Source organism: Pseudoduganella sp. RAF53_2, assembly GCF_052113985.1.
GTDB lineage: Bacteria > Pseudomonadota > Gammaproteobacteria > Burkholderiales > Burkholderiaceae_D > Rugamonas.
This window is the reverse complement of sequence record NZ_JBFRDW010000016.1, coordinates 1-25,607: the sequence shown is the minus strand read 5'-3', so window position 1 is coordinate 25,607 and position 25,607 is coordinate 1. Positions and strand designations below refer to the sequence as shown.

General features: G+C 61.5%; 27 protein-coding genes and 1 pseudogene. 8 read left to right on the top strand and 20 right to left on the bottom strand.

The annotated features are described in order from the left end of the window. Both mreC and AB4Z11_RS02095 read right to left on the bottom strand, forming a co-directional pair. Window positions 1-934: rod shape-determining protein MreC (gene mreC, locus AB4Z11_RS02100; protein WP_442022449.1), on the bottom strand; the 934-nt coding region annotated here is incomplete at its 3' end. A 43-nt stretch (window positions 935-977) separates the two neighbouring features. Then, window positions 978-2,021, bottom strand: a complete 1,044-nt coding sequence (locus tag AB4Z11_RS02095; RefSeq protein WP_442022447.1) for a rod shape-determining protein — start codon at window positions 2,019-2,021, stop codon at window positions 978-980. A gap of 269 nt (window positions 2,022-2,290) precedes the next feature. Here AB4Z11_RS02095 and gatC point away from each other — a divergent pair, with 269 nt between their 5' ends. The 3 genes and pseudogenes from gatC to gatB form a co-directional block, all read left to right on the top strand. Then, window positions 2,291-2,590 (top strand): Asp-tRNA(Asn)/Glu-tRNA(Gln) amidotransferase subunit GatC, encoded by a 300-nt coding sequence (gene gatC, locus AB4Z11_RS02090; protein ID WP_442022445.1) that lies wholly within the window; start codon window positions 2,291-2,293, stop codon window positions 2,588-2,590. A gap of 83 nt (window positions 2,591-2,673) precedes the next feature. Beyond that, the gene (gatA, locus tag AB4Z11_RS02085) at window positions 2,674-4,101 is read left to right on the top strand and encodes an Asp-tRNA(Asn)/Glu-tRNA(Gln) amidotransferase subunit GatA (RefSeq protein ID WP_442022443.1); all 1,428 of its coding nucleotides are present in this window, start codon (window positions 2,674-2,676) and stop codon (window positions 4,099-4,101) included. Further along, window positions 4,091-5,443 (top strand): annotated as a pseudogene (gatB, locus tag AB4Z11_RS02080) (Asp-tRNA(Asn)/Glu-tRNA(Gln) amidotransferase subunit GatB); the annotation flags it as partial. The gene gatA and the pseudogene gatB, both read left to right, overlap by 11 nt. On the opposite strand, the gene AB4Z11_RS02075 reads toward gatB, so the two are convergent. After that, window positions 5,440-6,297, bottom strand: a complete 858-nt coding sequence (locus AB4Z11_RS02075) for an alpha/beta fold hydrolase (protein WP_442022441.1) — start codon at window positions 6,295-6,297, stop codon at window positions 5,440-5,442. The pseudogene gatB and the gene AB4Z11_RS02075 overlap by 4 nt on opposite strands. 14 nt (window positions 6,298-6,311) lie before the next feature. Continuing rightward, window positions 6,312-7,289, bottom strand: a complete 978-nt coding sequence (locus tag AB4Z11_RS02070; protein ID WP_442022439.1) for a quinone oxidoreductase family protein — start codon at window positions 7,287-7,289, stop codon at window positions 6,312-6,314. A gap of 92 nt (window positions 7,290-7,381) precedes the next feature. On the opposite strand from AB4Z11_RS02070, the gene AB4Z11_RS02065 reads away from it, so the two are divergent. Further along, window positions 7,382-8,260 (top strand): LysR family transcriptional regulator, encoded by an 879-nt coding sequence (locus AB4Z11_RS02065; protein WP_442022437.1) that lies wholly within the window; start codon window positions 7,382-7,384, stop codon window positions 8,258-8,260. Here the strand turns inward: AB4Z11_RS02065 and AB4Z11_RS02060 are convergent. Genes AB4Z11_RS02060 through pyrE form a run of 6 tightly spaced genes read right to left on the bottom strand, consistent with a single transcriptional unit; the run spans window position 8,257 to window position 12,507 of the window. Then, on the bottom strand, window positions 8,257-9,720 hold the full coding sequence (locus AB4Z11_RS02060; protein ID WP_442022435.1) for a radical SAM protein: 1,464 nt from the start codon (window positions 9,718-9,720) through the stop codon (window positions 8,257-8,259). The two genes, AB4Z11_RS02065 and AB4Z11_RS02060, sit on opposite strands and share 4 nt — an antisense overlap. Then, window positions 9,717-10,469, bottom strand: coding sequence for a hypothetical protein (locus AB4Z11_RS02055; RefSeq protein ID WP_442022433.1), 753 nt, complete (start codon window positions 10,467-10,469; stop codon window positions 9,717-9,719). Before AB4Z11_RS02055 ends, AB4Z11_RS02060 begins: the two co-directional genes overlap by 4 nt. A 28-nt stretch (window positions 10,470-10,497) precedes the next feature. Continuing rightward, a complete protein-coding gene (locus AB4Z11_RS02050; protein WP_442022431.1) occupies window positions 10,498-11,262 on the bottom strand; it encodes a prolipoprotein diacylglyceryl transferase in 765 nt (254 codons plus the stop codon). Then, entirely contained in the window at window positions 11,237-11,461 is a 225-nt protein-coding gene (locus tag AB4Z11_RS02045; protein ID WP_442022429.1) for a hypothetical protein, read from the bottom strand. Before AB4Z11_RS02045 ends, AB4Z11_RS02050 begins: the two co-directional genes overlap by 26 nt. Then, on the bottom strand, window positions 11,461-11,817 hold the full coding sequence (locus tag AB4Z11_RS02040) for a hypothetical protein (protein WP_442022427.1): 357 nt from the start codon (window positions 11,815-11,817) through the stop codon (window positions 11,461-11,463). The genes AB4Z11_RS02045 and AB4Z11_RS02040 overlap by 1 nt, the downstream gene beginning before the upstream one ends. Before the next feature lie 33 nt (window positions 11,818-11,850). After that, the gene (gene pyrE, locus AB4Z11_RS02035) at window positions 11,851-12,507 is read right to left on the bottom strand and encodes an orotate phosphoribosyltransferase (RefSeq protein WP_442022425.1); all 657 of its coding nucleotides are present in this window, start codon (window positions 12,505-12,507) and stop codon (window positions 11,851-11,853) included. A gap of 48 nt (window positions 12,508-12,555) precedes the next feature. On the opposite strand from pyrE, the gene AB4Z11_RS02030 reads away from it, so the two are divergent. The 4 genes from AB4Z11_RS02030 to AB4Z11_RS02015 all read left to right on the top strand — a co-directional run bounded on the left by AB4Z11_RS02030 (window position 12,556) and on the right by AB4Z11_RS02015 (window position 15,580). After that, entirely contained in the window at window positions 12,556-13,326 is a 771-nt protein-coding gene (locus tag AB4Z11_RS02030; protein ID WP_442022423.1) for an exodeoxyribonuclease III, read from the top strand. Window positions 13,327-13,497: 171 nt separating this feature from the next. Continuing rightward, on the top strand, window positions 13,498-14,100 hold the full coding sequence (locus AB4Z11_RS02025) for a PEP-CTERM sorting domain-containing protein (protein WP_442022421.1): 603 nt from the start codon (window positions 13,498-13,500) through the stop codon (window positions 14,098-14,100). 64 nt (window positions 14,101-14,164) lie between these two features. Further along, entirely contained in the window at window positions 14,165-14,566 is a 402-nt protein-coding gene (locus tag AB4Z11_RS02020) for a hypothetical protein (RefSeq protein ID WP_442022419.1), read from the top strand. A gap of 9 nt (window positions 14,567-14,575) precedes the next feature. Then, window positions 14,576-15,580 carry a hypothetical protein gene (locus AB4Z11_RS02015; RefSeq protein ID WP_442022417.1) on the top strand — a complete coding sequence of 335 codons (1,005 nt, stop codon included), beginning with the start codon at window positions 14,576-14,578 and terminating at the stop codon, window positions 15,578-15,580. On the opposite strand, the gene AB4Z11_RS02010 is transcribed toward AB4Z11_RS02015, so the two are convergent. From AB4Z11_RS02010 to AB4Z11_RS01965, 10 genes are all read right to left on the bottom strand, one after another. After that, window positions 15,581-16,489: a pseudouridine synthase gene (locus AB4Z11_RS02010; protein WP_442022415.1), complete on the bottom strand. Its 909-nt coding sequence runs from the start codon at window positions 16,487-16,489 to the stop codon at window positions 15,581-15,583. Window positions 16,490-16,492: 3 nt separating this feature from the next. Continuing rightward, entirely contained in the window at window positions 16,493-17,386 is an 894-nt protein-coding gene (locus AB4Z11_RS02005; RefSeq protein WP_442022413.1) for a M48 family metallopeptidase, read from the bottom strand. Between the two features lie 20 nt (window positions 17,387-17,406). Further along, complete coding sequence (metW, locus tag AB4Z11_RS02000; protein ID WP_442022411.1) at window positions 17,407-18,018, bottom strand: methionine biosynthesis protein MetW; 612 nt, start codon at window positions 18,016-18,018, stop codon at window positions 17,407-17,409. Continuing rightward, window positions 18,015-19,172, bottom strand: coding sequence for a homoserine O-succinyltransferase MetX (metX, locus tag AB4Z11_RS01995; RefSeq protein ID WP_442022409.1), 1,158 nt, complete (start codon window positions 19,170-19,172; stop codon window positions 18,015-18,017). Before metX ends, metW begins: the two co-directional genes overlap by 4 nt. A gap of 27 nt (window positions 19,173-19,199) precedes the next feature. Further along, entirely contained in the window at window positions 19,200-20,948 is a 1,749-nt protein-coding gene (gene ptsP / locus AB4Z11_RS01990) for a phosphoenolpyruvate--protein phosphotransferase (RefSeq protein ID WP_442022451.1), read from the bottom strand. Window positions 20,949-20,965: 17 nt separating this feature from the next. Further along, complete coding sequence (locus tag AB4Z11_RS01985) at window positions 20,966-21,235, bottom strand: HPr family phosphocarrier protein (protein ID WP_442022407.1); 270 nt, start codon at window positions 21,233-21,235, stop codon at window positions 20,966-20,968. Between the two features lie 39 nt (window positions 21,236-21,274). Then, the gene (locus AB4Z11_RS01980; protein ID WP_442022405.1) at window positions 21,275-21,676 is read right to left on the bottom strand and encodes a PTS sugar transporter subunit IIA; all 402 of its coding nucleotides are present in this window, start codon (window positions 21,674-21,676) and stop codon (window positions 21,275-21,277) included. 11 nt (window positions 21,677-21,687) lie between these two features. Further along, the gene (gene gshB / locus AB4Z11_RS01975) at window positions 21,688-22,641 is read right to left on the bottom strand and encodes a glutathione synthase (RefSeq protein ID WP_442022403.1); all 954 of its coding nucleotides are present in this window, start codon (window positions 22,639-22,641) and stop codon (window positions 21,688-21,690) included. A gap of 130 nt (window positions 22,642-22,771) precedes the next feature. Further along, window positions 22,772-24,070, bottom strand: coding sequence for a glutamate--cysteine ligase (gene gshA, locus AB4Z11_RS01970; RefSeq protein ID WP_442022401.1), 1,299 nt, complete (start codon window positions 24,068-24,070; stop codon window positions 22,772-22,774). 193 nt (window positions 24,071-24,263) lie between these two features. Then, window positions 24,264-25,607: ammonium transporter (locus tag AB4Z11_RS01965; protein WP_442022399.1), on the bottom strand; the 1,344-nt coding region annotated here is incomplete at its 5' end.

The window sequence follows — 25,607 nt, the reverse complement described above, 5'->3', positions numbered from 1 at the left end:
CCGCGGGAGCTGCCGGCGTTGCCGCCGGCTGCGCCGCATCCTTAGCGTCTTTCTTCTTCTTGGATGGCTTGACCACTTCCTCTTCCGGGGGACGTGGCGGAATCTCCGGCACGGACGTCAGAATCAACAGCTGCGTATTGCGCTCGATGCCTGCCAGCGGCTGGCACACGACGCGGCCAAAGGCGCCGGAGGAATTCTCCACCTGTGTCACACGTGCCACAGCCAGGCCGGCCGGATACACGCCGTCGATGCCGGAGGTGATCAGGATATCGCCCACCTGCACATCCGCATTGGGCGCCATGAAGCGCAGGTCCAGCGTGCCGGACTGGCCACGGCCATAGGCCACTGAGCGCAGGCCGCTACGCAGCACCTGCACAGGAATCGCCTGCTCCTTATCGGTCAGCAGCGTGACTTCGGAGGTGAAGGGGAACACGCGCGTCACCTGCCCTACCACGCCCTGGTTATCGATGACGGGCAGGCCAAGCTGCACGCCTTGCTGCGTGCCGCGGTTCAGGATGACTTTGCGGGTAAAGACGTCGCGCGCGTCGTACAGGATCTCGGCCAGCATGCTCTTGCCGGGAACGCGCTCTTTGGCGTCCAGCAGCTTGCGCAGCTGGTTGTTCTCGGCCTGGTAGAGCTGCGCCTGCTGCATCTGCATCGAGGACGCAATCTGCTGCTGCTTGAGGTCATTCACCTGTTTCTGCAGCGACGACAGCGTGGAGAAGTAGCTTCCCACGCCATTCACGGCGTCGCGCGGCAACAGGGCGGCCTGCTGTAGCGGATACAGCACGAAACCGACTCCCTTGCGAACAGCCGACAAAGCATCCATGCGCGAATCTGCAAAGAGCAGCGCAATCGAGATGGCGGCGAACACCATCATTTTGAAACGGGCGGACGCGCCTTGTTTGAACAGTGGCGGTGGGCTGTATTCCATGTCTTCCAATTAAGAAGGGCGGCTAGTGCCGCCCTTTCGGTCCTTACTCGTAGGAGAAGATGGACCCCAGCTGGTCCATGCGCTCCAGCGCCATGCCGGACCCTCGCACCACGCAGGTCAGCGGATCTTCCGCCACCAGCACCGGCAGGCCCGTCTCTTCCATCAGCAGGCGGTCCAGATCGCGCAGCAGCGCGCCGCCGCCGGTCAGCATCATGCCTTTTTCGGCGATGTCGGCGCCCAGTTCAGGCGGGGTCTGTTCCAGCGCGTTCTTCACGGCGGAGACGATGTTGTTCAGCGGGTCGGTCAGCGCTTCCAGGATCTCGTTGGACGAGATGGTGAAGGAACGCGGAATACCTTCGGACAGGTTGCGGCCCTTGACTTCCATTTCCTTGACTTCGGAACCCGGGAAGGCGGAGCCGATGGCTTTCTTGATGGCTTCGGCGGTCTGCTCGCCGATCARCATGCCGTAGTTACGGCGGATGTAGTTGACGATGGCTTCATCGAACTTGTCGCCGCCCACGCGCACCGAGCCTTTGTAGACCATGCCGCCCAGGGAAATGATGCCCACTTCGGTGGTACCGCCACCGATGTCGACCACCATCGAGCCGGTTGCGTCGGACACCGGCAAGCCGGCGCCGATTGCCGCTGCCATCGGTTCTTCGATCAGGTAGACCTGGGAAGCACCGGCGCCCAGTGCGGATTCACGAATCGCACGGCGCTCAACCTGGGTGGAGCCGCAAGGTACGCAAATGATGATGCGTGGCGATGGGCGGAAGAATTTGGAGTCGTGCAYCATGCGGATGAACTGCTTCAGCATCTGCTCGGTGACGGTGAAGTCGGCGATCACGCCGTCTTTCATCGGACGGATGGCTTCGATATTGCCGGGCACCTTGCCCAGCATCTGCTTTGCTTCCTTACCAACCGCCTGGATGGTTTTCTTGCCGTTCGGGCCGCCTTCCTGGCGGATCGCAACGACGGACGGTTCATCCAGCACAATGCCGGAACCGCGTACATAAATCAGGGTGTTCGCCGTACCCAGGTCAATGGCCAGGTCAGACGAGATATAGCGACGTAAAAAACCAAACATGAGTGTCCTGTGGCGCGAGGTCGCGCATTAATTCGTTATTTAAAGTATCCGGTACGAATGCGGCCGGGCGAGTATTCAGCTCCAGCAGCGCATTAACCCGCGATTGTACCTTATAATTTGCAGGATATTTGCCCTAAATCCACTCTATTGTGCGTGCCTGCAACCGTTGAAATAAACGGTGTTGGCAGCTAAATACGAGTTGATCGGCGAATGAATAAGTAAATTATCAATACGACAATCAAATACGCGGGTTCGCCCGCCGCACAGCCATGTCCCTGACACTATCCGACGTAAAACGAATTGCCAATCTGGCACAGCTGGAAATGGGCGAGGAACAGTCCGCTGCGATGCTGGACAAGCTGAACGGCATTTTCGCCCTGGCTGAAGAAATGCAAGCCGTGGACACCGACGGCGTCGCGCCGCTGAGCCATCCGCTGGCCGCTCACATGCAGGTTGCCCTGCGCCTGCGCGAAGACGCGCCGACCGAGCCAAATCGCCGCGACGATTACCAGAAAGTGGCGCCGAAGACCGAAGACGGCCTGTACCTGGTGCCGAAAGTGATCGACTAACAGAACCAGAGGCGTAAAACAGGTGGCTGCCACGGCGTGGCAGCCACCAGCTCCCCGCCTCGGGTTTTCCAGAAGAACGAACCATGCATACCAAGACTATTAAAGAGCTGTCCGATCTGCTGCAGAAGAAGGAAGTCACCGCAGTCCAGCTGGCGAACCACTTCCTCGACCGCATCGAGAAAAGCGACCTGAATGCCTTCCTGCACGTCGACCGCGCGCTGACCATCGCGCAAGCGGAAGAAGCCGACCGCCGCATCGCTGCCGGCACCGCCACGCCGCTGACCGGCGTGCCGATCGCGCACAAGGATATTTTCGTGACCCAGGACTGGCGTTCCACCGCCGGCTCCAAAATGCTGGCCAACTATGTGAGCCCGTTCAACGCGACGGTCGTTGAAAAGATGAAGGCTGCCGGCATGGTCACCCTGGGCAAGCTGAATTGCGATGAATTCGCGATGGGCTCGTCCAATGAGAACTCGGCCTTCGGCGCCGTGAAGAATCCGTGGGACAAGGCAGCCATTCCAGGCGGTTCGTCCGGCGGTTCGGCGGCGGCCGTGGCTGCGCGCCTGGCGCCCGGCGTGACCGGCACCGACACCGGCGGCTCGATCCGCCAGCCGGCCTCGTTCTGCGGCATCACCGGCATCAAGCCAACCTATGGCCGCGCATCGCGCTTCGGCATGATCGCTTTCGCCTCCTCGCTGGACCAGGCAGGCCCGATGGCGCAGACCGCGGAAGACTGCGCGCTGCTGCTGTCCGCCATGACCGGCTTCGACGAGCGCGACGCCACCAGCCTGACGCCTGAACAAGGCAACGTGGCGGAAGACTACACGCGCGATCTGAACAAGCCGCTGACCGGCCTGCGCATCGGCGTGCCGAAGGAGTATYTCGGCGAGGGCCTGGCGGCTGACGTGGAGAAGGCCGTGCGCGCCGCGCTGGCCAAATTCGTCGAACTGGGCGCGACCCTGGTCGATATCTCGCTGCCGAATACCGCGCTGTCGATTCCTGCTTATTACATGGTGGCTCCGGCGGAAGCATCGTCCAACCTGTCCCGTTTCGACGGCGTGCGCTACGGCTTCCGCGCCGAAGGCTACAAAGACCTGCAGGACATGTACCGCAAGACCCGCGCGCAAGGCTTCGGTCCTGAAGTGCAGCGCCGCATCATGGTCGGCACCTACATCCTGTGCCACGGCTATTACGACGCGTACTACCTGAAGGCACAAAAGATCCGCCGCAAGATCACCGAAGACTTCGCGAAGGCGCTGGGCGAGCAATGTGACGTGATCATGGGGCCTGTGGCGCCGACCGTGGCCTGGGACCTGGGCTCGAAAGCGGATGATCCGGTCGCCAACTACATGGCCGACATCTTTACGCTGTCGACCAGCCTGGCCGGTCTGCCTGGCATGTCCATCCCTGCCGGTTTCGGCGAAGGCGAGAAGAACGCCAAGCGCCCAGTGGGCTTGCAGATCATCGGCAACTACTTCGCCGAAGCGAAGCTGCTGAATATCGCCGGTTGACCTGGCGCTGCCTGGCGTGCTGCCGGTCATGAACAAGGCCGCCGTCGAGCGCGCTATCCGCTTCGGCCTGGCCGTGGACGCGAAAATCGCGCCGCAGTCGCAGTTCGCCCGCAAGAACTACTTCTATCCGGATCTGCCGAAGGGCTACCAGATTTCGCAGTTCGAAGATCCGGTGGTACAAGGCGGCCAGCTGACTTTCGGCTACGAGAAGGATGGCCAGTTCGTCACCAAAACCGTGAACCTGACCCGTGCTCACCTGGAAGAGGACGCAGGCAAATCGCTGCACGAGGACTACCACGGCATGTCCGGCATTGACCTGAACCGCGCCGGTACGCCGCTGCTGGAGATCGTGTCCGAGCCGGAAATGCGCTCCGCTGCTGAAGCCGTGGCTTACTGCAAAGCCCTGCACGGCCTGGTGGTATGGCTGGGCATCTGCGACGGCAATATGCAGGAAGGCTCCTTCCGCTGCGACGTGAACGTGTCCGTGCGTCCGAAAGGCCAGAAGGAATTCGGCACCCGCTGCGAGATCAAGAACCTGAACTCCTTCCGCTTCATCGAGGAAGCGGTGCACGTCGAAGTGCGCCGCCAGATCGAGCTGCTCGAAGACGGCGGCAAGGTCGTACAAGCCACCCGCCTGTACGATCCGGACCGCAAGGAAACCCGCGCCATGCGCACCAAGGAAGACGCGCAGGATTACCGCTACTTCCCCGACCCGGATCTGCCGCCGCTGATGATTTCCGAAGACTGGATTCAGCGCGTGAAGGCCGATATGCCGGAACTGCCGGCCGTGATGCGTACCCGCTTCATCGAAGAGTACAAGCTGCCTGAGTACGACGCCCTGGTGCTGACCGCGTCCAAAGGCATGGCCAACTACTTCGAAGGCGTGGTTGCCGCTGCGGGCAAGGAGAACGCGAAGGCTGCTGCGAACTGGCTGATGGGCGACGTATCGTCCACCCTGAACCGCGAAGGCGTTGAGATCGTGGACGCGCCGGTGCTGCCTGCGCAGCTGGCCGGCATGCTGAAGCGCATCGCTGACGGCACGATCTCCAACAAGATCGCGAAGGAAGTGTTCGGCGCGATGTGGGAAGCCAAGTCGCAAGACCCGAACCTGGTCGATGTAATCATCGACCAGAAAGGCCTGAAGCAGATTTCCGACACTGGCGCGCTGGAAGCCATCGTCAACGAAGTCATCGCCAACAACGAGAAGTCCGTTGAGCAGTACCGCGCCGGCAAGGAAGCGGCCATCAATGCGCTGATCGGCCAGGCGATGAAGGCCTCCAAAGGCAAGGCCAACCCGGCCCAGCTGACCGAGCTGCTGAAGAAGAAGCTGGCTGAAGGTTAAGCCCGCGCCTCCATCCACTTGAGGATGTCTGCGAAGATCTCTTCGCGGTTCACCTCATTGAAGTTCTCGTGATAATTCGAAGCCTGGTGGTTGATTTCCACCAGCTTCGGATTCACCGTCGCCAGCATGGCCATCGTGGCCTTCGCATCGGCCAGCTTGTCATCCCCCGCAACAACGGCATACATCTGCCAGCGCCACGCCGGCATCTTCTCCGCCAGTCCCTTCTGCGCCTGCTGCAAAGCATGGCCGAAGCGCACCGTGCATTCGGACGCGCGAATATCGTCCGCTTCATCGCGGTGATGACGCTCCGTGATGGCTTTGTCATGCGTGAGCACATCGGTCAGTGAAGCCAGCGGCACCTTCATGCTCGGCATGTAGCGTGCCAGCACGCTGGACATCCCCTGCAGCACCGCCGGCACCTTGATCGCATTCACGTAATACGGCGATGACAGTACAAAGCCCTTCACCTGCTCATCGCGCGCCATGCGCTCCAGGCCGAAGCGCGTGGCAATCAGCGCGCCCATCGAATGGCCCATGATGAAGATGGGCAGGCCGGGATAGTGCTGCTTGGTCCAGTGCAGGAACAGCTCTACCTCGTCGAGAAAAATATCAAAGTCCGGAATATCGACGCGGCGCGCCTTTTCGTGGCCGCACAGGTCGAATGCGACCGTGGCGATGCCGTACCGCTTGAACCACAAGGCAGGCGTCACGTAATCGCCCGCATGCGCCATGCCTCCGTGTATCGCCAGCAGCACGGCGCGCGGCTGCGCCGGTTCCCAGATGTGGATGGTGCGCTCTGCGCCCTGACGCCCTTTGAACTGGGCGAATCGGTCTTCTTCGTATCGATTTGTCATCAGGGCAGTATAGCTCAAGGCCGCAGCAGCAAGGCTCCTGTCGTGGTACCGCTTTCCAGCTTGCGTTGTGCTTCCGCCGCAGCGCGCAGCGGCAGCACCTCGCCAATCGGCAGCTTCAGGCCGCGCTCAAGATGCGCCAGCGTCGTCAGCGCACCGGCGCGATACCACGCCGGGTCGCGCATGTAATTGAACACGCTGGGGCGGCTGAGCGAGATCGGATGCTTCGGCCCGAGGTCGGAGACGGCAATACCGCCCGGCGCCCCTGCCACTTCGCCTACGCTGGCCACCATGCCGAAAGTCCGCACCGTTTGCAGCGTGCGTTTCAGCGTGTCGCCACCGATGCCATCGACGGCGAAATGCACGCCCTGCCCGTCCGTCAGCGCCAGTGTGGCCGCCACGAAGTCTTCCTCGTGATACAGGATGGCGTGATCCAGGCCGTGGGCCAGCGCCAGCTCGGCCTTTTCCCTGCTGCCTACCGTGCCGATCACGCGCACGCCGAGCGCCTTGGCCCACTGCGTCAGCAACAGGCCAAGTCCACCTGCGGCAGCGTGCACCAGCAGGGTTTCGCCGGCGCGCAGAGGATGGTTGTGGGCGAACAGCATGTGGGCCGTAATCCCTTTCAGCATCGACACTGCGGCGATATCGTCCGGCACCTTATCCGGTAGCGGCACCAGGAATGGTGCAGGCACATTGGCCGCGCTGGCATAGCTGCCTGCAAACGGACGCGAATAGGCCACGCGCTGGCCGGGCACAAATTCCGTCACGCCGTCGCCGAGCGCTTCCACCACGCCAGCCGCTTCCGCGCCGGGAATGAACGGCAGCGCGGGCGCGCCGTACTTGCCGCTGCGCTGGTAAATGTCGACGTAATTCACGCCGATGGCCGTGTGCCGCACGCGCACCTCGCCCGGCGCCGGCGCGGGCAGATTCAGGGCTTCGGCTTCGAGCACTTCGGGGCCGCCGGTAGTGTGCATACGGATCGCGATGTCTTGCATGGTCTTCTCCCGTTGATTGATCAGCGAGACCAGTCTATTCCGTGCATAATCACTCGAACATTCCCTAAATATCGTCACAATCTGTGCAAAAATTGGCAGACATTCCCTTYCAGTGGGACGACATCCGCTACTTCCTTGCGCTGGCGCAGGAAGGCAGCCTGTCCGGTGCGGCGCGCAAACTGAAGGTCGAGCACTCGACCGTGGCAAGGCGCGTGGAGATGCTGGAGCAAGCGCTGACCGTGCGTCTGTTCGACCGCGTGCCGCGCGGCTGGACATTGACGCCGGAAGGCGAAACGCTGGCCGCCCAGGCCCTGCGCATCGACGAGGAAGCACAGGCCTTTGCGCGCGCCGCCAGCGGCGTTTCGGCCCTGAGCGGCGTCGTGCGCATTTCGGCGCCGCCCACGCTGGCAACCTACTTCTTCGCGCCACGCCTGCTGCCGCTGCGCCAGCGCTGGCCGGGCATTACGCTGGAGCTGGTGGGCGAAGTGCGGCAGGTGAACCTGAGCCGCCGTGAAGCCGACCTGGCGATCCGCCTGATGCGTCCTACCGCGCCAGGCCTGTCGGCGCGGGCATTGGGCGATATGCATTTCGGCCTTTACGCACGGCCGGAATGGCTGGCGCGTCCCGAAGAGGAATGGGAATTCGTTGGCTACGACGACAGCCTGCGCGACTCGCCCCAGCAGCAATGGCTGGAGCAGTTCACCGGCAGGCGCAATACCGTCGTTCGCTCGAATGATCTGGGCATTCTGCTGGAAGCGGCGGTGGCCGGCGTTGGCGTGGTGCTGCTGCCCCACTTCATCGGCCGCTGCGATCCGCGCCTGCAGCCGGTACCGCAGCACATCTGCCCTGCCACACGCAAACTGTGGCTGGTGATGCACCCCGACCTGCGCCGCTCACCGCGCGTACGCACGGTGGCCGATGCCATCGTTGAAATCGTCGAGCGCGAAAAACCGCTGCTCGCAGGCGCTTAGTCCGCTGCGATCGGAATCGTGCGCGCCGTCGTGCGCTGCGCGAACTGGCCGGCGATGCTGCCACGGATTGCCTGAAGGCGGCGGTCATCGCGGTATAGCAGATTGAAGCTTTCGAACGGTACCAGGCGCCCATCCGGCTGGGCGAAATGGATGCAGGATTTTTTCAGCGCYCGCACATCCAGCGAGTAAGCATCCATGAACTGTACAATCAGCACCCGGAACACATTGTCGTAGCGTAGCTCGGACGGCGCACTGACCAGCGGCAGACAGCACATCAACTCGGACAGACAATTCGCCTGCGACTCCGGCGAGTGATTGGTGGAGAACAGCTTGAACACCTGATCCTTGACCGTGCTGCGCAACGATTCGTCGCGCTCAAACACGATGGTGTTGCCGCTGCCTTCCACCAGCGTTTGCGGATCGAGATAGCGCGTCAGCGGCACCGTGCGTTCCGGCGTCTTGATCGCGTAGGCCATGGCCAGCGTGTCCGGATTGCAGGGCACCGGCACCACGTCCTGCAAGCAGAACAGATTGCTCTGCTCGGCGATCTTGCGGCGGATTTCTGAGACGGTCAGCCGATGCAGGCGCGGATCATAGTTCTCCACGCGGCCCGCATCCTGGATCGGCTGCAACGTTACACCGCGCACGCAAGGCTGCTTCAGCGCGAAGTCGATGATGTCGCCGATCTCGTCGTCGTTCAGGCCCTTTTTCAGGGTGACCACCAGCGTCGTCGACAGCCCTGCTTCATTCAGGTTTTCCAGCGCCTGCTGGCGGATGCGGCGCAAGTCGGCGCCACGCAGCTCCTTGTGCACGTCCGCGCGCAGCGAGTCGAACTGCAGATAGACTTCCACGCCCGGCGCGTACGTGGCCAGGCGGCGCACGAAGTCCTTGTCCTGCGCCAGCACGATGCCGTTGGTGTTGACCATGACATGGCGGATCGGCCGCGCCATGGCCGCGTCCATGATTTCCCAGAACTGAGGATGCAGCGTCGGTTCGCCACCCGATAGCTGCATCACATCGGCGTCGCCTTCGTTTGCCACCACGGCGTCCAGCATGCGGATCACCTCCTCCAGCGGCTTATGGCGCTCGCGATGCGTGCCGCTTTCGGCATAGCACACCGGGCAATTCAGGTTGCAGTTGTCGGTGATCTCGACCACGGACAGGCAGGAATGCTGCATATGGTCCGGGCACAGTCCACAGTCGTACGGACAGCCATACGCCATCTTCGTATTGAACTGCTGCGGCATCTCGGGATGCTTGACGAAGACTTCGCGGCACAGGCGGTAATATTCGACATCGTCGCTGACCAGCACGCGCTCGGTGCCGTGCGCGCCGCACCACTTGTCCATATAGACCTTGTCATCCTTGAAGATGATCTTGGCTTCGGCGGGATGCAGACATTGCGAACACACTGAGGTCGTGGTGTCGTAAAACAGATAGGGACGGGTCTTGCGGCTCATTTCCACTCCTTCAGTGTGGGCGCAGAGTAGCGCGCCAGCGATTCGTCAACCATACGGCGCAACGCCGTCGAGCGCAGGCGCGCCGCCTCCAGCATGTCGGCACTGGCCAGCGACTGCGCTTTCGCCAGCTCGCTGGAACGCGGCGGCAGCAACATCAGCAGCGCCAGCTCTTCGGTTTGCGCTGCCGGATTTTTTGATTCCGACGTGAAGCGCCAGTACATGGCGTCCGGCGAGGGAAAGCCACAATGCAGCACGCCACGTGCGCGCCACAGTGCCGTCTCTTCCGGCGCGGGTTTGATCATGACCCGGTCGTCGGAGAACAGTCCGGCAAAGACGTCGGTCGAACTTTCCGTGCGATGTCCGATCGAATAGCGGCAGGACTGGCTGGCCGCACGCCGCAGCAGCTCCCAGCCGCGCTCCACATCACGAAAAGGTTTGCTCGTCTCTGCATAGCCGCCAATGCCCGCGCCGCGCACCATGATCCGGCCGAGTATGAATTCTGCCCAGGGATTATTTTCCTGTACCGCTTCCTTGAGCAAAGCCACGCCGCGCGGAAACTGGCTGGTTCCTGCATAGTTGCTGGTCAGCTGCAACGCCAATCCAACGCGCGCATTCATATCGCCTCGCGCGCTTTTCGCCTCAAGTGCTGCCACCTTCTCATCCCAGCTTGTGCGATATGCCGCGGCACCGCGCTGGTTCTGGATCATGGTCGAAATGCAGCCGGTGCCGCCGATGAGCGCGAGTGCCACGACGACCATCGTAGCGCGGCCGGATGTTCTAAGCTGTTTCTGCATATCCTGGTTTGGACAAGGCCTGTCTGAACAGCAGCGGCAGATAGCAGGCCAGCGCAATCACGCACACCAGCTGGATGCCACTGAGTCCACCGGCATATTGATAAGGCACGGGCTTGATGGCATCCACCAGCAGGCGCCATGCCAGGTAGCCCGCCAGATAGAACTTGAATGCAAGACCGCTCTTTTGCTGCAGCCACGGACGCGCATACAGCAAACCACCGCCCCAGATCAGGGYGAACAGCATGTCGTAGATTTGCGTTGGATGGCGCGGGATGCCGTCACCGAAGTCGATGGCCCAAGGCAGGCCGCTGGCGACACCATAAGTGCCATCGTTCAGGCCCGCGAGAAAGCAGCCGATGCGGCCGATGATCGTGCCGGCGACCAGCGGCAGCACAAATTGATCGCCCGTCGAATGCTGGATGCCGGACAGCTTCTTGGCCAGCTCCACGCCGATCAAGCCGCCCAGCAGACCGCCGACAATGGACTGTCCGCTGGCCCATGCCTGCAGGCTGGCGCCATGTTCGGCCCACAGCTGCGGCCATTCGATCCAGAACACGAGTTTATTGCCGATGGCCGCGCCAAGTATGCAGCCGATCACCACCGCAAACGATCCGGGCTGCAGCATACCGCCCTGCCCTGCGCGGCGGCGCTGCCAGCGATAAACCTGCACGCCGGCTGCCAGCGCAGCCCACTCGAACAGCAAGTGGACCATGTGCGCCGTATCAGGCGTCAGGACCGGCGCTTTCATCAAGCTGTTTTTTGGCCCAGATCTTGTAGATGGCGTAGCCACAAGCGCCCGCAATTGCGAGGCCGATCAGCGCCAGGATCATGATTCCCGGTTCGGCGTCCCCCGCCGAGGCGGCAAAGCCAAGCAGTCCGCACATGCCGAACCCGATCAGGCAGAAGGCCAGAAAGAGCGTCAGCACAACGCGCAGGACGATGTTCATCAACTGGTGATGCTGAGTGTGACGCCCATCTGGAGCAGCAGCTCAAGATCGGCCAGAGAAAAGTCGAGGGCTTCGCCGCCGGCGTATGCCACGCGCAGTTCGGCGGCGATATTGGCGGCGTCAAAGGTGATGCCGCGCGCCTGGCACTCGGCCAGGTAGGCGCGGATCTGTTGCAGCACGACCGCCGGGCTGGGGTCCGTGCCGATGGTGACGAAAAAGCCCGCATCGATGTGCGTGCGCCCGCTAGGGCCGGGTTCGCCCTTCTGCCAGGCGTTCTCCGGCTCGCTGGGCAAGCCGTCGCGCACATCGGCCAACGCAGTCTCGTCGCCGTATACTTTCAACGTGGCAATATTCATGCGGCCTAGTCTAGCACACGGCTGAGCGATGGTTTACTCGACGCCGTATTTACTGCGGTATGCAGCAACAGCGTCCTTGTGTTGTGCAAGCGACGGGTCGGCGGACAGGTAGGTGAACAGGTCGGCCAGGCTGCCGATCGACACCACCGGAATGCCATAGTTCTTGCTCACCTCCTGCACGGCGGACAGTTCGGACATCACGCCATCCTTGGCGCCGCGTTCCATACGGTCCAGCGCGATCAGCACGGCGCATGGCTCGGCGCCCGCAGCGCGGATCATGTTCACGGATTCGCGCACCGAGGTGCCGGCCGAGATCACGTCGTCGATGATGACGACCTTGCCGGTCAGCTTGGCGCCCACCAGGGTGCCGCCTTCGCCGTGGTCCTTGGCTTCCTTGCGGTTGTAGGCGAACGAGGTGTTGCGGCCCTTATTGGCCAGCGCCATGGCGGTGGCGGAGGCCAGCGTAATGCCCTTGTAGGCCGGGCCGAACAGCATGTCGAATTCGATGCCGGAGTCCAGCAAGGTCTGGGCGTAGAAGTCCGCCAGCTTCACCAGCGTGGCGCCGTCATGGAACAGACCTGCGTTGAAGAAATAGGGCGATTGGCGCCCTGCTTTGGTCGTAAACTCGCCGAATTTCAGCACTCCCGCCTGTACGGAAAACGCGATAAACTCTTGCCTCAAATTACTCATAGTGCACCCATCTCTGTTCAAAGTGCCCGTATTTTAACCGGAACCTCTATGCCAAAAATCATTTCCGCCAACCTGAACGGTATCCGCTCCGCCGCCAAGAAGGGCTTTTTCAACTGGATGGGAACGGTGGACGCCGACATCATCTGCGTGCAGGAATTGAAGGCGCAGGCAGGCGACATGACGGAAGAATTCCTGAATCCGCACGGCTACCACGGCCACTTCCACTACGCGGAGAAGAAGGGTTACTCCGGCACTGGCATTTACAGCAAGATTGCACCGGATACCGTGAAAATCGGCTTCGGCGCCCCGGAATTCGATGCCGAAGGCCGCTACGTACGCGCCGACTTCGGCAACCTGACCGTGATTTCCGTGTACTGCCCATCCGGTTCCTCGTCCGAAGAGCGCCAGCTAGCCAAATTCCGCTTCATGGACCTGTTCCTGCCGCACCTGCAGGAACTGATCGCAGAGGGCCGCGAATTCGTGATTTGCGGCGACTGGAATATCGCGCACAAAGAGATCGACCTGAAGAACTGGAAAGGTAATCTGAAGAACTCCGGCTTCCTGCCGGAAGAGCGGGCCTGGATGACCAAGCTGTTCGATGAAGTCGGCTACGTGGACGTGCACCGCGGCCTCGATCCGCGCCCGGAGCAATACACCTGGTGGAGCAACCGCGGCCAGGCCTACGCGAAGAACGTTGGCTGGCGCATCGATTACCACGTCGCAACTCCAGGCATCGCTTCCAAGGCGCACACGGTTTCCGTCTACAAGGAAGTGAAGTTCTCCGATCACGCACCGTTGATCATTGAATATCATCCGTAACTGTCGGCATTTTTTACATCCGGGCGGCAAGATTGAATCAGCGCTTGCCGCCGTCGCGTCACTTCCCCCATGAAATCAGAAGCTTGCAGGTGCCGCCAGCCCGGCAGGAACAAAGCTTGCTCCCTGGCAGTTTAAGCTGCCCTACGTGACAGCCTTTTGCTGGWGGGAACCATGAAACTTGCTCAATTCCTGACGGCCGCCGCATTGCTTGCGACCACCGCCACCATCCCCGCCCACGCCGGACTGCTGACCTTCGACGACCTGACCTACAGCGACGTCGGCAGCATGCCAGGCACCTATGAGGGCTTTACCTTCAATCATTGGTACTTCATCAACAGCCCGCCCTACAGTTTTCATCCGGCGTCAGGTATCACCATCATCTACAACGCCGAGTCGCCCTACAGCAATGCTCCCGAAATCCTGTTCGGTGGCAGCTATGATGTTCTGAGTGTCTACCTGGAAGATTACAGCGCCAGTTCAGTGACCCTGCGCGGCTATTCGGGGGCGACCGAGCTATACAACGTCACGATTGCCGTGACCGGCGCGATGGTCAAGCACACGCTCAATTTCATGGGCATCGACCGCTTCGTAATGGAAGTACCGGACACCAGGTACAGCTTCCTGGACAACCTCGAGTTCGAACCCAGCAGTGACGGCACCGACGGTGGCGGCGGTGCTGCGGCGGAAGTGGCCGAGCCGGGAGCGCTGGCACTGCTGGGACTTGGCCTGGCCGGTGTAAGCGCCATGCGCCGACGGCAGCGTTATGCCATCTGATTAGCAACACACTGTTGTATGCCGAATTACCCGCAGGCGGGACAAAATGGTTATAGTTACTCCTATGAAAACCACACTTGTCCTATTCCTGCTCGGTATTAAGAGCAGCTATATCAACGACGAAGAGTCGGAAGCCACCGAAGAGCAGTTCGATACGATCCAGTTCGTCCAGAACGAGAAAGGCGCCTGGCGCGTGAAGACGTTTGCGGAAGACGAAGATGTGCATCTGTGGTCGATCGCTGCGGAGGGCGACCTCGTCGAACTCGCGGTCGAAAGCACCAATAAACACTACGGCGACGTGATCGACCGCGCCTTTGTCATCGAAAGCCAAGATGGCGTTGAAGGCCTGCGCCGAGAGCTGAAGAAGCAGGGCCTGAGCGATCACCTGGAAATCTCGCCGAAAGGCCCGATGTTCTGGGCGCCGCCGGACAGCGACTACAGCCCGAAGTCCGCGCCTACTGAATAGGACTGAAGTTTGAAGCGACTCCTGTTTTTCATGGCCGCTCTGGCGGCCGGTCCCGTTTGGGCCGAAGAAGCGCCACAGCCAATTCAAGGTACATGGACCGGACGAATCGGCAACAGCCCGGTCAACGCCTGCTTCACGCAAAGCGACGCCCACTATTTCTACCTGAAGCACCTGAACGGCATTCAGCTGGCTGCCGCTGAAGGGAATCTTTGGGCCGAGACAAATGGCAAATGGAAGATCGACCAGGTCACCGAGGTTGAAGTGCAAGGCGTCTGGCTTGGCGATGGCAAGCGCCTGACCATCCATCTGAACCGCCTCGCGCCCTTGCAGGAAGATGGCGGCTGTGGCGCGGCTTATTACGCGCCCGTCCTGAAAGCCATCAAATACGAATATCGCAATGCCAAAGTGGCCGGCCTGCCGCTGCGGATCGCCAAGTCTCCGCTGGGAGAAGCCTTCGAACTGACAGCTAACTCCAGCGCCGCCCACAAGATCAATGCATACACCAGACACTGGCTCAATGAGCAGGCAATCAGCGCCTTCAGCTGCCAGCTGAATGGCGGTGGCGGATGGGAAAGCGACCTGACGGCAGACCGGGTGATGGGCGATTACCTGCTGGTTGGCGACAACGAACAGGATAACTACTGCGGCGGCCCGCACGGCAATTCCGCGCACTCCGTGCACACTTTCGACTTGCGCACGGGTGACCAGGTCAATACCCTTGCCTGGCTAAAGGATGGCGAGGCAAGCCTCAGCAGCGGCAGCGACGAGCATCCAAAGCACCCGCTGCGCAAGCTGATCGAAAAGCTGAACCCGCGCACGGACTGCAAGGAATTCAATAGCGACTTCGGACTTGAGGCGCCCTACCCTACAGATACCGGCCTCGCTTTCTACAGCGACTATCCGCACGCAGGCCGCGCCTGCAACGAAGCGATTGTCGTCAGCTACGGCAAGCTGGGGCCTTTCCTGTCCAATGAAGGCAAGGCATTTGTGCGCAGCATGCAGGTCAAGCGCTGATTAAAGCTGCTGCTTGCTTTCGAAGTAGCGCCATTCGCCCGTCAGCGGATCAGGGAAACCGATGGCGCGCGCCAGCAGCTTTAACGGCGCGGACACGTCGTCCTGCTTGCACGGCAGCGCCACCGGATAGAACACGTCGTTGACGATGGGGATGCCCAGTGCTGACAGGTGCACCCGCAGCTGGTGCTGGCGTCCCGTGTGCGGCCACAGGCGGTACAGTACATGCTCTCCGCGCGGCTCCACCACATCAATCATGGTTTCGGAATTCGGTTCGCCCGGCTCTTCCTTCATCGTGAAAAATTTATCGCCTTCCACCATGCGGCTGCGATAAACGAAGGGGAATTCGCGGCCCGGCAGCGGGCCGGCCAGCGCTTCGTACTCCTTCTGCACCAGGCGTTTCTGGAACAGCGACTGATAGGCGCCGCGGCTGTTCAGGTTTGCCGAGAAGATCACCACGCCCGCCGTTTCGCGGTCCAGGCGGTGAATCGGCACCAGCTCCTCGATGCCCAGCTTCTGGCGCAGGCGCACCAGCAAGGTCTCTTTCAGGAAGCGGCCGGTTGGAATCGTCGGCAGGAAATGCGGCTTGTCGGCGACGATGATGTGTTCGTCCTGATACAGGATCTCTTCGTGGAAGGGGATCGGCGTTTCCGCCTCCAGCTCACGGTAGTACCAGATGCGCATGCCCTGCTTGTAGCGTGCGTTTGGCATCAGCGGTGCGCCCTGCCCGTCCACCACATCGCCGCGCTCCATACGCTCGCGCCACTGCGCTTCCGTCACCGCGGGATAGTTGGATGCCATGAAAGTCAGCATATCCGGCCATTGGCCTTCAGGCAGCCAGAGAAAACTTGGCGTGACACCGTCGCGCATAGGCAGCGGCGGCTTGCCGTGGAACTTCACGGTGGAGGACATCGATCAGGCTTTAGGCGGCAGTGGCGTGGTCTTGTAGGGCGGCAGCGCTTCCACCGACAGGCCGCGTGTGCGGGCATAGACCGGCAGGACCAGCGGCAGATTCTTGTTCATCTCGTTGATGCGCGTCTCGCCGCTCGGGTGCGTGGACAGGAACTCCATCGGCTGGCGCGCGCTCGCGGCGCTCATCTTCTGCCACAGCGCGACGCCTGCACGCGGATCGAAGCCGGCGCGGGATGCCAGGTCCAGGCCGACAATATCGGCCTCCGTTTCCTCGCCGCGCGAGAAATGCAGGTTGACCATTTGCGCGCCGATGCCGGCCACCGTGTCCGTCACGCGCGGATCGAGGCCGAAGTAAGCCGCGGCGCCGGCCCCCAGCAGCTTGCCGATGCCTGAGGTAACCGACGACTCAGCCATCCGCTTGCGCGCGTGCTCGCGCAGCGCGTGCGAGATTTCGTGGCCCATCACCATGGCCACTTCGTCGTCAGTCAGATTCAGTTTTTCAAGGATGCCGGTGTAGAAGGCGATACGTCCGCCGGGCATGCAGAAGGCATTGACCTGGTCGGAATCGAGCAGGTTCACTTCCCACTTCCAGTTGGCGGCCGAAGGATTCCAGCGCGCCGTGTAAGGAATGATGCGTTTTGCAATAGCGCGCAAGCGCTGCACACGCGGATCGGTGGCCGGGATGAGCGAGCGCTCTTTCTGCGCTTCCTGCAGCAGCTGGGTGTATTGCAGCTTGGATTGTTGATCGACCGTCTCTTCATCCGCGAGGATGCGCACCGGCGACAGCTTGCTGACGGGGATACCATCCTGCTGTGTTTCCGGCTGGCGCGCAGGCGCCACACTGGCGAAGCCCGCCAGCGCCAGCAACGCGACAGTATGCTTGAGCGTCCTTTTCATGCGAAATAAGATAGCACAGGTCAGTGCGCTGCCCGCTTGCGCAAGCGGAATACGGCGAGGTCGCCGCGCAGGTTAGGCATCACGTTGACGATCTTGCCTTCGGCCAGGGCCACGCATTCGATCACTTCCAGGCCCACTTCTTCCGCGAGCTCCTGGAAATCCTTGATGGTGGCACAGCGCACGTTTGGCGTGTCGTACCACTGATAAGGCAGCGACTTGGACACCGGCATGCGGCCGCGCGCCAGCGCAATGCGGTGCGGCCAGTAGGCGAAGTTTGGGAAGGACACGATGGCTTCGCGGCCCACCCGCACGATGTCGCGCAGCAGATCTTCCACATGCTTCATCATCTGCAGCGAGGACAGGCACAGCACCGTATCGAAGCTGTTGTCGCCAAAGATGCCCAGGCCGCGCTCGAAGTCTTGCTGGACCACGCGCACGCCGCGTTTGGTGGATTGCAGCACCTGCTCGTCCGCCAGCTCCAGGCCGTAGCCGGTGCAGGATTTGTCGGTCTGCAGATAATTCATCATCACGCCATCGCCGCAGCCGACGTCCAGCACGTGGGCGCCAGTCTTTACCCAGTGGGCGATGAAGGCGAGGTCGGGACGGGCTTTGCTCAGCTCATCGAAAGTCATGCTGCGGATTCCTTGTTCGTTTCGTTCCAGACCTGCTCGTAGTAAGCGCCGACCATATTCATGTAGCGCGAGTCTTCCAGCAGGAAGGCATCGTGGCCGTGCGGCGCATCGATTTCGGCGTAAGTCACTTCGCGGCGGTTCGCCAGCAGGGCCTGCACGATTTCACGGCTGCGCTCCGGCGAGAAGCGCCAGTCGGTAGTGAAGGACGCCAGGAAGAACTTGGCCTTGGTGCCCGCCAGCGTCCTGGTCAGATCGCCATCGTATTTGCGCGCGGGGTCGAAATAATCGAGCGCCTTGGTGATCAGCAGATAGGTGTTGGCGTCGAAGTATTCGGCAAACTTGTCGCCCTGGTAGCGCAGGTAGGACTCGATCTCGAAGTCGATGCCAAAGCCGAATTTGTAGTCGCCGCCATTGGTGGCAATGTCGCGCAGCTTGCGGCCGAACTTCTCCGCCATATCGTCGTCGGACAGATAGGTGATGTGCCCCACCATGCGCGCCACTTTCAGGCCGTTCTTCGGCACCACGCCGTGTTCGTAGAAATTGCCTTCGCGGTAGTCCGGGTCGGACAGAATCGCCTGGCGCGCCACGTCGTTGAAGGCGATGTTCTGCGCCGACAGTTTCGGCGTCGATGCGATCACCAGGCAGTGGCGCAAACGATCCGGATACATGATGGACCAGGCCAGCGCCTGCATGCCGCCCAGCGAGCCGCCCATCACGGCGGCAAACTGCCGGATGCCCAGCTGGTCGGCCAGGCGCGCCTGCGCAGCGACCCAGTCTTCCACCGTCACGACAGGGAAGCCTGCGCCATAAGGCTTACCGGTTTCCGGGTTGTTGTGCATCGGACCGGTGGAACCGAAGCAGGAGCCCAGGTTATTCACGCCGATGACAAAGAACTTGTCCGTATCCAGCGGCTTGCCGGGACCGACCATATTGTCCCACCAGCCCACGCTTTTCGGATTGTCCGCGTAATAGCCCGCGACGTGGTGCGAAGCGTTCAGCGCATGGCACACCAGCACGGCGTTGGATTTGTCGGCGTTCAGCGTGCCATAGGTCTCGTACATCAGCATGTAATCGCGCAGCGACGCTCCGCTTTGTAGCTGAAGGGGTTCCGCAAAATGCATGGTCTGCGGCGAGACGATTCCGATCGAAGGCATGTGAGTCCGAATTGTTTGGATTTGGTGTTACAGGGCTTGCAGGGCGATGACCGCGTCCGCGATCGCATCCGGGTCCATCGAGCGCATGATGCGGCGCGTGTACGGTGCGATCTGCTCCAGGTCCGTGTTCAGGATTTCCTGCTTCACGGACAGCAGCTGTGCCGGATGCATCGAGAATTCGCGCAGGCCCATGCCCAGCAGCAGACGGGTCAACTTGGCATCGCCCGCCATTTCGCCGCACACGGCCACGTCGATACCGGCCTTGTGGCCAGCGGCGATGGTCATGGAAATCAGCTGAAGTACGGCGGGATGCAATGGATTGTAAAGGTGGGCCACCTCATAATCAACCCGGTCGATCGCCAGCGTGTACTGGATCAGGTCATTGGTGCCGATGGACAGGAAGTCCATTTTCTTCACGAACATCGGCAGCGCCAGCGCAGCCGCCGGAATCTCGATCATGGCGCCGACCTGCACTTCCGGATCGAACTTCTCGCCCGCTTCGCGCAGCTGCGCCTTGGCCTGTTCGATCATGGCCAGCGACTGTTCGATTTCGAAGGCGTGCGCCAGCATCGGGATCAGGATGCGCACCTTGCCATGCGCAGAGGCGCGCAGGATCGCACGCAGCTGGCACAGGAAGACCTGCGGCTCGGACAGGCAGTAGCGGATGGCGCGCAAGCCCAGCGCCGGATTCAGCGCCGTGTGTTCGGTTTGATCAAGCGGCTTGTCGGCGCCGATATCCAGGGTACGGATGGTGACTACCCGCCCCTTCATGGCCAGCACGGCTTTCTTGTATTGCTCGAACTGCTCGTCCTCGGATGGCATATCGCCTTCGCGGCCCATGAACAGGAATTCGGAACGGAACAGGCCCACGCCAACCGCGCCGGCTTCCAGCGCCGGCGGGCAATCGTCGGGCAGCTCGATATTGGCCAGCAGGGTAATCGGCGTGCCGTCCTTGGTGATGGCGGGCGTCTTTTTCAACTTGCCCAGTTTTTTGCGGGCGCGCATGGCGGCCATCTGCCGCTCGCGGTATTGCTCCAGCACCTGCGCACTTGGCGTGACGATCACCACGCCCGCATCGCCGTCGATGATGACCCAGTCATCCTGTTCGATCAGCTGCGATGCGGTGGACATGCCGACGGCCGCCGGAATATCCAGCGAGCGCGCCACAATCGCCGTGTGCGAGTTCTGGCCGCCGACATCGGTCACGAAGCCGATGAAGGAGCGGTCGCGGAACTTCAGCATATCGGCCGGGGAAATATCGTGGGCCACCACGATCATCTGGGCCAGGAATTCGTCGCCTTCGAGCTCGCCCTGCTTCGGCATGAGCTGCTCGGAACCCATCAGCACCTTGAGCACACGCTCGGCAACTTGCTGGATATCGGCTTTGCGCTCGCGCAGGTAAGCGTCTTCGATTTCGTCGAACTGGGCGGACAGCTCGTCGATCTGGGTCAGCAGCGCCCACTCGGCGTTGTAATGGCGGCTGCGGATGATGTCCAGCGGCGCCTCGGAAATCATGGGGTCCGACAGGATCAGGGCATGCACGTCGATGAAGGCGCCCAGCTCAGTCGGCGCGTCCTTCGGCAGCTCGTTCCATAAGGTTTGCAGCTCGCGGTGCACGGCGGCCAGCGCCTGCTGCAGGCGCTGCACTTCCGCTTCCACATGCTCCTCGGCGATCAGGTAGTGCTTGACGTCCAGCGCGGCGGGCGCCAGCAGGTGCGCGCGGCCAATTGCGATGCCACGCGATACCGGAATGCCGTGGAGGGAGAATGAGGCCATCGGGCTGCCGTCCCGCATTACTCGCCTTCGCCGAATTTATCGTTGACGAGGGCGACCAGCGCGTTGATGCATTCCTGCTCGTCTCCACCGTCCGCCTCCAGCAGGACTTTGGCGCCCTTCCCCGCGGCCAACATCATCACGCCCATGATGGACTTGGCGTTGATGCGGCGACCGTTGCGGGTCAGCCAGACGTCGCTCTGGAACTTCGCGGCCAGCTGGGTGAATTTGGCGGAGGCACGGGCATGCAATCCAAGTTTGTTGATAATTTCGAGTTCTTGCTGAATCATTGTTTTAGTTTTCTCAAATCAGGATTGCACAATATCCGGTCAGGTAACCCGGATACGGTTATCGACCCTCACCGCGCCGCTCTGCGCGCCAGCCAGGGCCATTTCAACAACGACATCCAGCGTATCGGTCCGGTAGGTGATCGCCCGCAGCAGCATCGGCAAACTGATGCCCGCAATGACTTCCACCTGGCCCGCATCGGCCAGCTTGTTACAGCAATTGGCGGGAGTGCCGCCCTTCACATCAGTGATCACAAGCACCCCCGAGCCATCGTTCAGGCGCTTGATCGCTTCACCCGCCAGTTTTTGCACTTCATTCAAGTCCTGGTCAGCCAGCACATCAATTGCTTCGAGCCTTTCGACCGGGCCGCGAAAAACGTGTGCGACGGCGGCCAGAAAAGCCTGCCCCAAAGGGGCATGAGTCATAAGCAAGATCCCTACCATATCTTTCCTTGTTATCCCGCCGTCTGGACCTGGGCTTCCACCGCATCGATAAACATCGACGCGACCTGGAAGCCGGTCTGCTGGGTGATCTCCTGGAAGCAGGTCGGGCTGGTGACGTTGACCTCGGTGAGGTAATCGCCGATCACATCTAATCCTACCAGCAACAAACCGCGGGCAGCCACTTCCGGGGCGATTGCCTCTGCAATTTCACGGTCGCGGTCGGACAGCGGCTGGGCCACGCCCGTGCCGCCGGCGGCCAGATTGCCGCGCACTTCGCCGGCCTGCGGGATGCGCGCCAGCGAGAACGGCACCGGTTTGCCGCCGATCAGCAGAATGCGCTTGTCGCCTTTGACGATTTCCGGGATGTAGCGCTGCACCATGATGGTGCGCGCACCATGCTGGGTCAGGGTTTCGATGATGGAGCCCAGGTTCAGGCCGTCCGCTTTCACGCGGAAGATGCCGGCGCCACCCATGCCGTCCAGCGGCTTGAGAATGATGTCGCCATGTTCGGCCTGGAAGTCGCGGATGCGCATTTCGTCGGAAGTGACCAGCGTCGGCGCGGTGAACTGGCTGAACTGGGCAATCGCCAGCTTCTCATTGTGGTCGCGGATGGCCGATGGCTTGTTGAAGACCTTGACGCCCTGCTTTTCCGCCAGCTCCAGCAGATAGGTGCCATAGACATATTCCATGTCGAAGGGCGGGTCCTTGCGCTGGATGACGGCGTCGAACAGGCCGAGATTGGTGTCTTCCGATGGCTGGGCCTTGTACCAGTCGTTCTGGCCGCCGCCCGTCAATTCCAGGCGCGACACGTGGGCTGTGACGACGCCCTCTTTCAGCGCCATGTGACGCTGCTGGAAGGCATACACCTCATGACCACGGCGCGCTGCCTCGGTCATCATGGCGTAGGTCGAGTCCTTGTAAATCTTGAACGTTGACAGCGGGTCGGCGAGGAAAGCGATTTTCATGGGCACTTCCGGATTGAGTAATGGTTAATTGTAGCCGAGTGCCAGCGGGCCCGTGATGTATGCCTGAAACCCGGTACGGAAGCGAGTGGCTGCCACGATGTGGCAGCCACTTGGGTCACCCGGTTTGGCCTTAATACACTTCCGGATTCGGGTCTGTGCGTTCCATTTCCAGCGACGCGGCCAGCAATCCGAGGCGCGCCACCACGCCATAAACGTAGAAGCGGTTCGGCGCCGCCGTGCCCGGTTTAGCCTTCACATCCGGCACCGCGTGCTGCTGGGCGAAGGCCAGCGGCACGTACTGCTGGCCCGGTGCGTTCAGGTTCTGGTCCACGCCGCGCTCGGAGTGGATGCGGTAGAAGCCGCCCACCACATAGCGGTCGATCATATAGACCACCGGTTCGGCCACGGATTCCTTGATGTGTTCGAAAGTTGGCACGCCTTCCTGGATATTCAGATCGGTCACCGCCTTGCCATCCTTGATCACAAACATCTTCTCGCGCTGGGCCGGCGACAGATCCTTCAGCTCGGACGCATCGCGAATGCTAATGATGCCCTTGCCGTAGGTGCCGGCATCCGGCTTGATGATGACGAATGGCTTTTCCTTGATGCCGTATTCCTTGTACTTCTTGCGGATCTTGGCCAGCACCGCGTCCACATTGGCCGCCAGGCATTCCTGGCCTTCGCCGGTGGCCATGTCCACCTGACCGCACTTGGCGTGGAAGGGATTCACCATCCACGGATCGACACCGATCAGCTTGCCAAACTTCTTGGCCACCTCGTCATAAGCCGTGAAGTGGTTGGATTTGCGGCGCACCGCCCAGCCCGCATGCAGCGGCGGCAGCAGGCTCTGCTCGTGAATATTCTCCAAAATGGATGGAATACCCGCCGAAAGGTCGTTATTTAGCAGGATCGTGCAGGGATCGAAATCTTTCAGGCCCAGGCGGCGGCCGTTTGGCGAGCGCACCAGGGGCTCGACCACCAGCATATTGCCGTCCGGCAGAGCCAGCGGGGTTGGCTGGGTGATGGCCGGGTCCAGCGAGCCAAAGCGCACGTGCAGGCCGGTCTGGCGGAATATCTGCATCAGGCGCGCCACGTTTTCCATATAGGTCGGGTGGCGCTGGTGGATTTCGGGAATCACCAGCAGGTTGCGCGCGTCCGGACAGTATTTGTCGATGGCCGCCATAGCGGCCTGCACCGCCAGCGGCAACATTTCCGTCGCCAGGTGATTGAAGCCGCCCGGGAAGAGATTGGTATCCACCGGCGCCAGCTTGTAGCCTGCGTTGCGCAGGTCGACCGAGCAATAGAACGGCGGCGTATGCTCCTGCCATTCCAGACGGAACCAGCGCTCGATAGCCGGCGTGGCGGCGATGATTTTCTCTTCGAGGTCGAGCAGCGGTCCGGTCAGGGCCGTCACGAGGTGGGGAACCATGTTACTTCCTTGTTAATAGGGACGGGCGAACTCACCAGATTGGGGCATAGCTGGTAAATAAAAGTCCGGAAAGCAAAAAAAACCAAAACCGGTACGCCAAGTGGCAGGCACGGCGTGCCTGCCACCAGCCTTTGCCGCGGGGGTAAAAAAAAACGCCCCCGCGGGGGCGTTTTTGGCCGGCCGAGAGCTGAAATCAGGCGTGGTATGCCTGCTCGCCGTGGCTGGTGATGTCCAGACCTTCGCGCTCTTCCTCTTCGGAGACGCGCAGGCCGATGACGACGTCCACCAGCTTGTAGGCAATCAGGGAAACGATGCCCGACCACAGAATGGTAATGCCCACCGCGGACGCCTGGGTGAGGACCTGGCCGCTGATCGAATAGTCAGCCGATACCTTGTTGGCAACGTAGTCGAATACGCCCTGGCCGCCCAACGACGGTGCTGCAAACACACCGGTCAGGATGGCGCCCAGGATACCGCCCACGCCGTGCACGCCGAACACGTCCAGCGAGTCGTCGGCGCCGATCATGCGCTTCAGGCCGTTCACGCCCCACAGGYAGATGATACCAGCCAGCAGGCCGATAACCAACGCGCCCATCGGACCAACAAAGCCGCAGGCCGGGGTAATTGCCACCAGGCCAGCCACTGCGCCGGACGCACCGCCCAGCATGGAAGGCTTGCTCTTCAGGACCCATTCACCGAACACCCACGCCACGGTTGCAGCAGCGGTAGCCAGCAGGGTGTTGATGAAGGCCAGGGCTGCGATATCGCCGGCTTCCAGAGCGGAACCGGCGTTGAAGCCGAACCAGCCCACCCACAGCAGGGAAGCGCCGATCATGGTCATGGTCAGCGAGTGCGGAGCCATGGAATCGCGGCCGTAGCCAACGCGCTTGCCCATCAGGATCGCGCCCACCAGGCCGGCGATAGCGGCGTTGATGTGCACCACGGTACCGCCTGCGAAGTCCAGCGCGCCTTTCTGGAAGATGAAGCCGGCTTTAGCGGTTTCGCTGGCCAGGGTGTCGGCATTGGTGATCGCATCCGGACCGGTCCAGAACCAGACCATGTGAGCGATCGGCAGGTAGGAGAAGGTGAACCACAGCACAATGAACAGCAGCACGGCGCTGAATTTGGCGCGTTCGGCGAAGGCGCCAATGATCAGGCCGCAGGTGATCGCCGCGAAGGTGCCCTGGAAGCCCACGTAGATGAACTCAGGAATTACCACACCCTTGCTGAAGGTTGYCGCAGTCGAGAAGGCGGCCTTGGCCGGATCGTAGATGCCGCTCAGCAGGGCGCGGCTGAAGCCACCGTAGAAGGCATTGCCCTCGGTGAAGGCCAGCGAGTAGCCGTACAGGCACCACAGCACGATCACGACCGCAAAGATCATGAAGACTTGCAGCAGAACCGACAGCATATTCTTCGAACGCACCAGGCCGCCGTAGAACAGGGCCAGGCCTGGGATGGTCATCAGGATCACCAGCAGGGTCGCGACGAACATCCAGGCGGTGTCGCCCTTCTGCGGCACCGGCGCGGCAGCGGGCGC

Bases quoted from the DNA above. Each gene is read 5' to 3' on its own strand.
- gshB (WP_442022403.1), bottom strand. From the start codon at position 22,641: ATGAAAATCGCTTTCCTCGCCGACCCGCTGTCAACGTTCAAGATTTAC.
- gatC (WP_442022445.1), top strand. From the start codon at position 2,291: ATGTCCCTGACACTATCCGACGTAAAACGAATTGCCAATCTGGCACAG.
- AB4Z11_RS02040 (WP_442022427.1), bottom strand. From the start codon at position 11,817: ATGAATATTGCCACGTTGAAAGTATACGGCGACGAGACTGCGTTGGCC.
- AB4Z11_RS01985 (WP_442022407.1), bottom strand. From the start codon at position 21,235: ATGATTCAGCAAGAACTCGAAATTATCAACAAACTTGGATTGCATGCC.
- AB4Z11_RS02020 (WP_442022419.1), top strand. From the start codon at position 14,165: ATGAAAACCACACTTGTCCTATTCCTGCTCGGTATTAAGAGCAGCTAT.
- AB4Z11_RS02005 (WP_442022413.1), bottom strand. From the start codon at position 17,386: ATGAAAAGGACGCTCAAGCATACTGTCGCGTTGCTGGCGCTGGCGGGC.
- gshA (WP_442022401.1), bottom strand. From the start codon at position 24,070: ATGGTTCCCCACCTCGTGACGGCCCTGACCGGACCGCTGCTCGACCTC.
- AB4Z11_RS02030 (WP_442022423.1), top strand. From the start codon at position 12,556: ATGCCAAAAATCATTTCCGCCAACCTGAACGGTATCCGCTCCGCCGCC.
- metW (WP_442022411.1), bottom strand. From the start codon at position 18,018: ATGACTTTCGATGAGCTGAGCAAAGCCCGTCCCGACCTCGCCTTCATC.
- AB4Z11_RS01980 (WP_442022405.1), bottom strand. From the start codon at position 21,676: ATGGTAGGGATCTTGCTTATGACTCATGCCCCTTTGGGGCAGGCTTTT.
- AB4Z11_RS02025 (WP_442022421.1), top strand. From the start codon at position 13,498: ATGAAACTTGCTCAATTCCTGACGGCCGCCGCATTGCTTGCGACCACC.
- AB4Z11_RS02010 (WP_442022415.1), bottom strand. From the start codon at position 16,489: ATGTCCTCCACCGTGAAGTTCCACGGCAAGCCGCCGCTGCCTATGCGC.
- metX (WP_442022409.1), bottom strand. From the start codon at position 19,172: ATGCCTTCGATCGGAATCGTCTCGCCGCAGACCATGCATTTTGCGGAA.
- AB4Z11_RS02070 (WP_442022439.1), bottom strand. From the start codon at position 7,289: ATGCAAGACATCGCGATCCGTATGCACACTACCGGCGGCCCCGAAGTG.
- ptsP (WP_442022451.1), bottom strand. From the start codon at position 20,948: ATGGCCTCATTCTCCCTCCACGGCATTCCGGTATCGCGTGGCATCGCA.
- AB4Z11_RS02045 (WP_442022429.1), bottom strand. From the start codon at position 11,461: ATGAACATCGTCCTGCGCGTTGTGCTGACGCTCTTTCTGGCCTTCTGC.
- pyrE (WP_442022425.1), bottom strand. From the start codon at position 12,507: ATGAGTAATTTGAGGCAAGAGTTTATCGCGTTTTCCGTACAGGCGGGA.
- AB4Z11_RS02075 (WP_442022441.1), bottom strand. From the start codon at position 6,297: ATGACAAATCGATACGAAGAAGACCGATTCGCCCAGTTCAAAGGGCGT.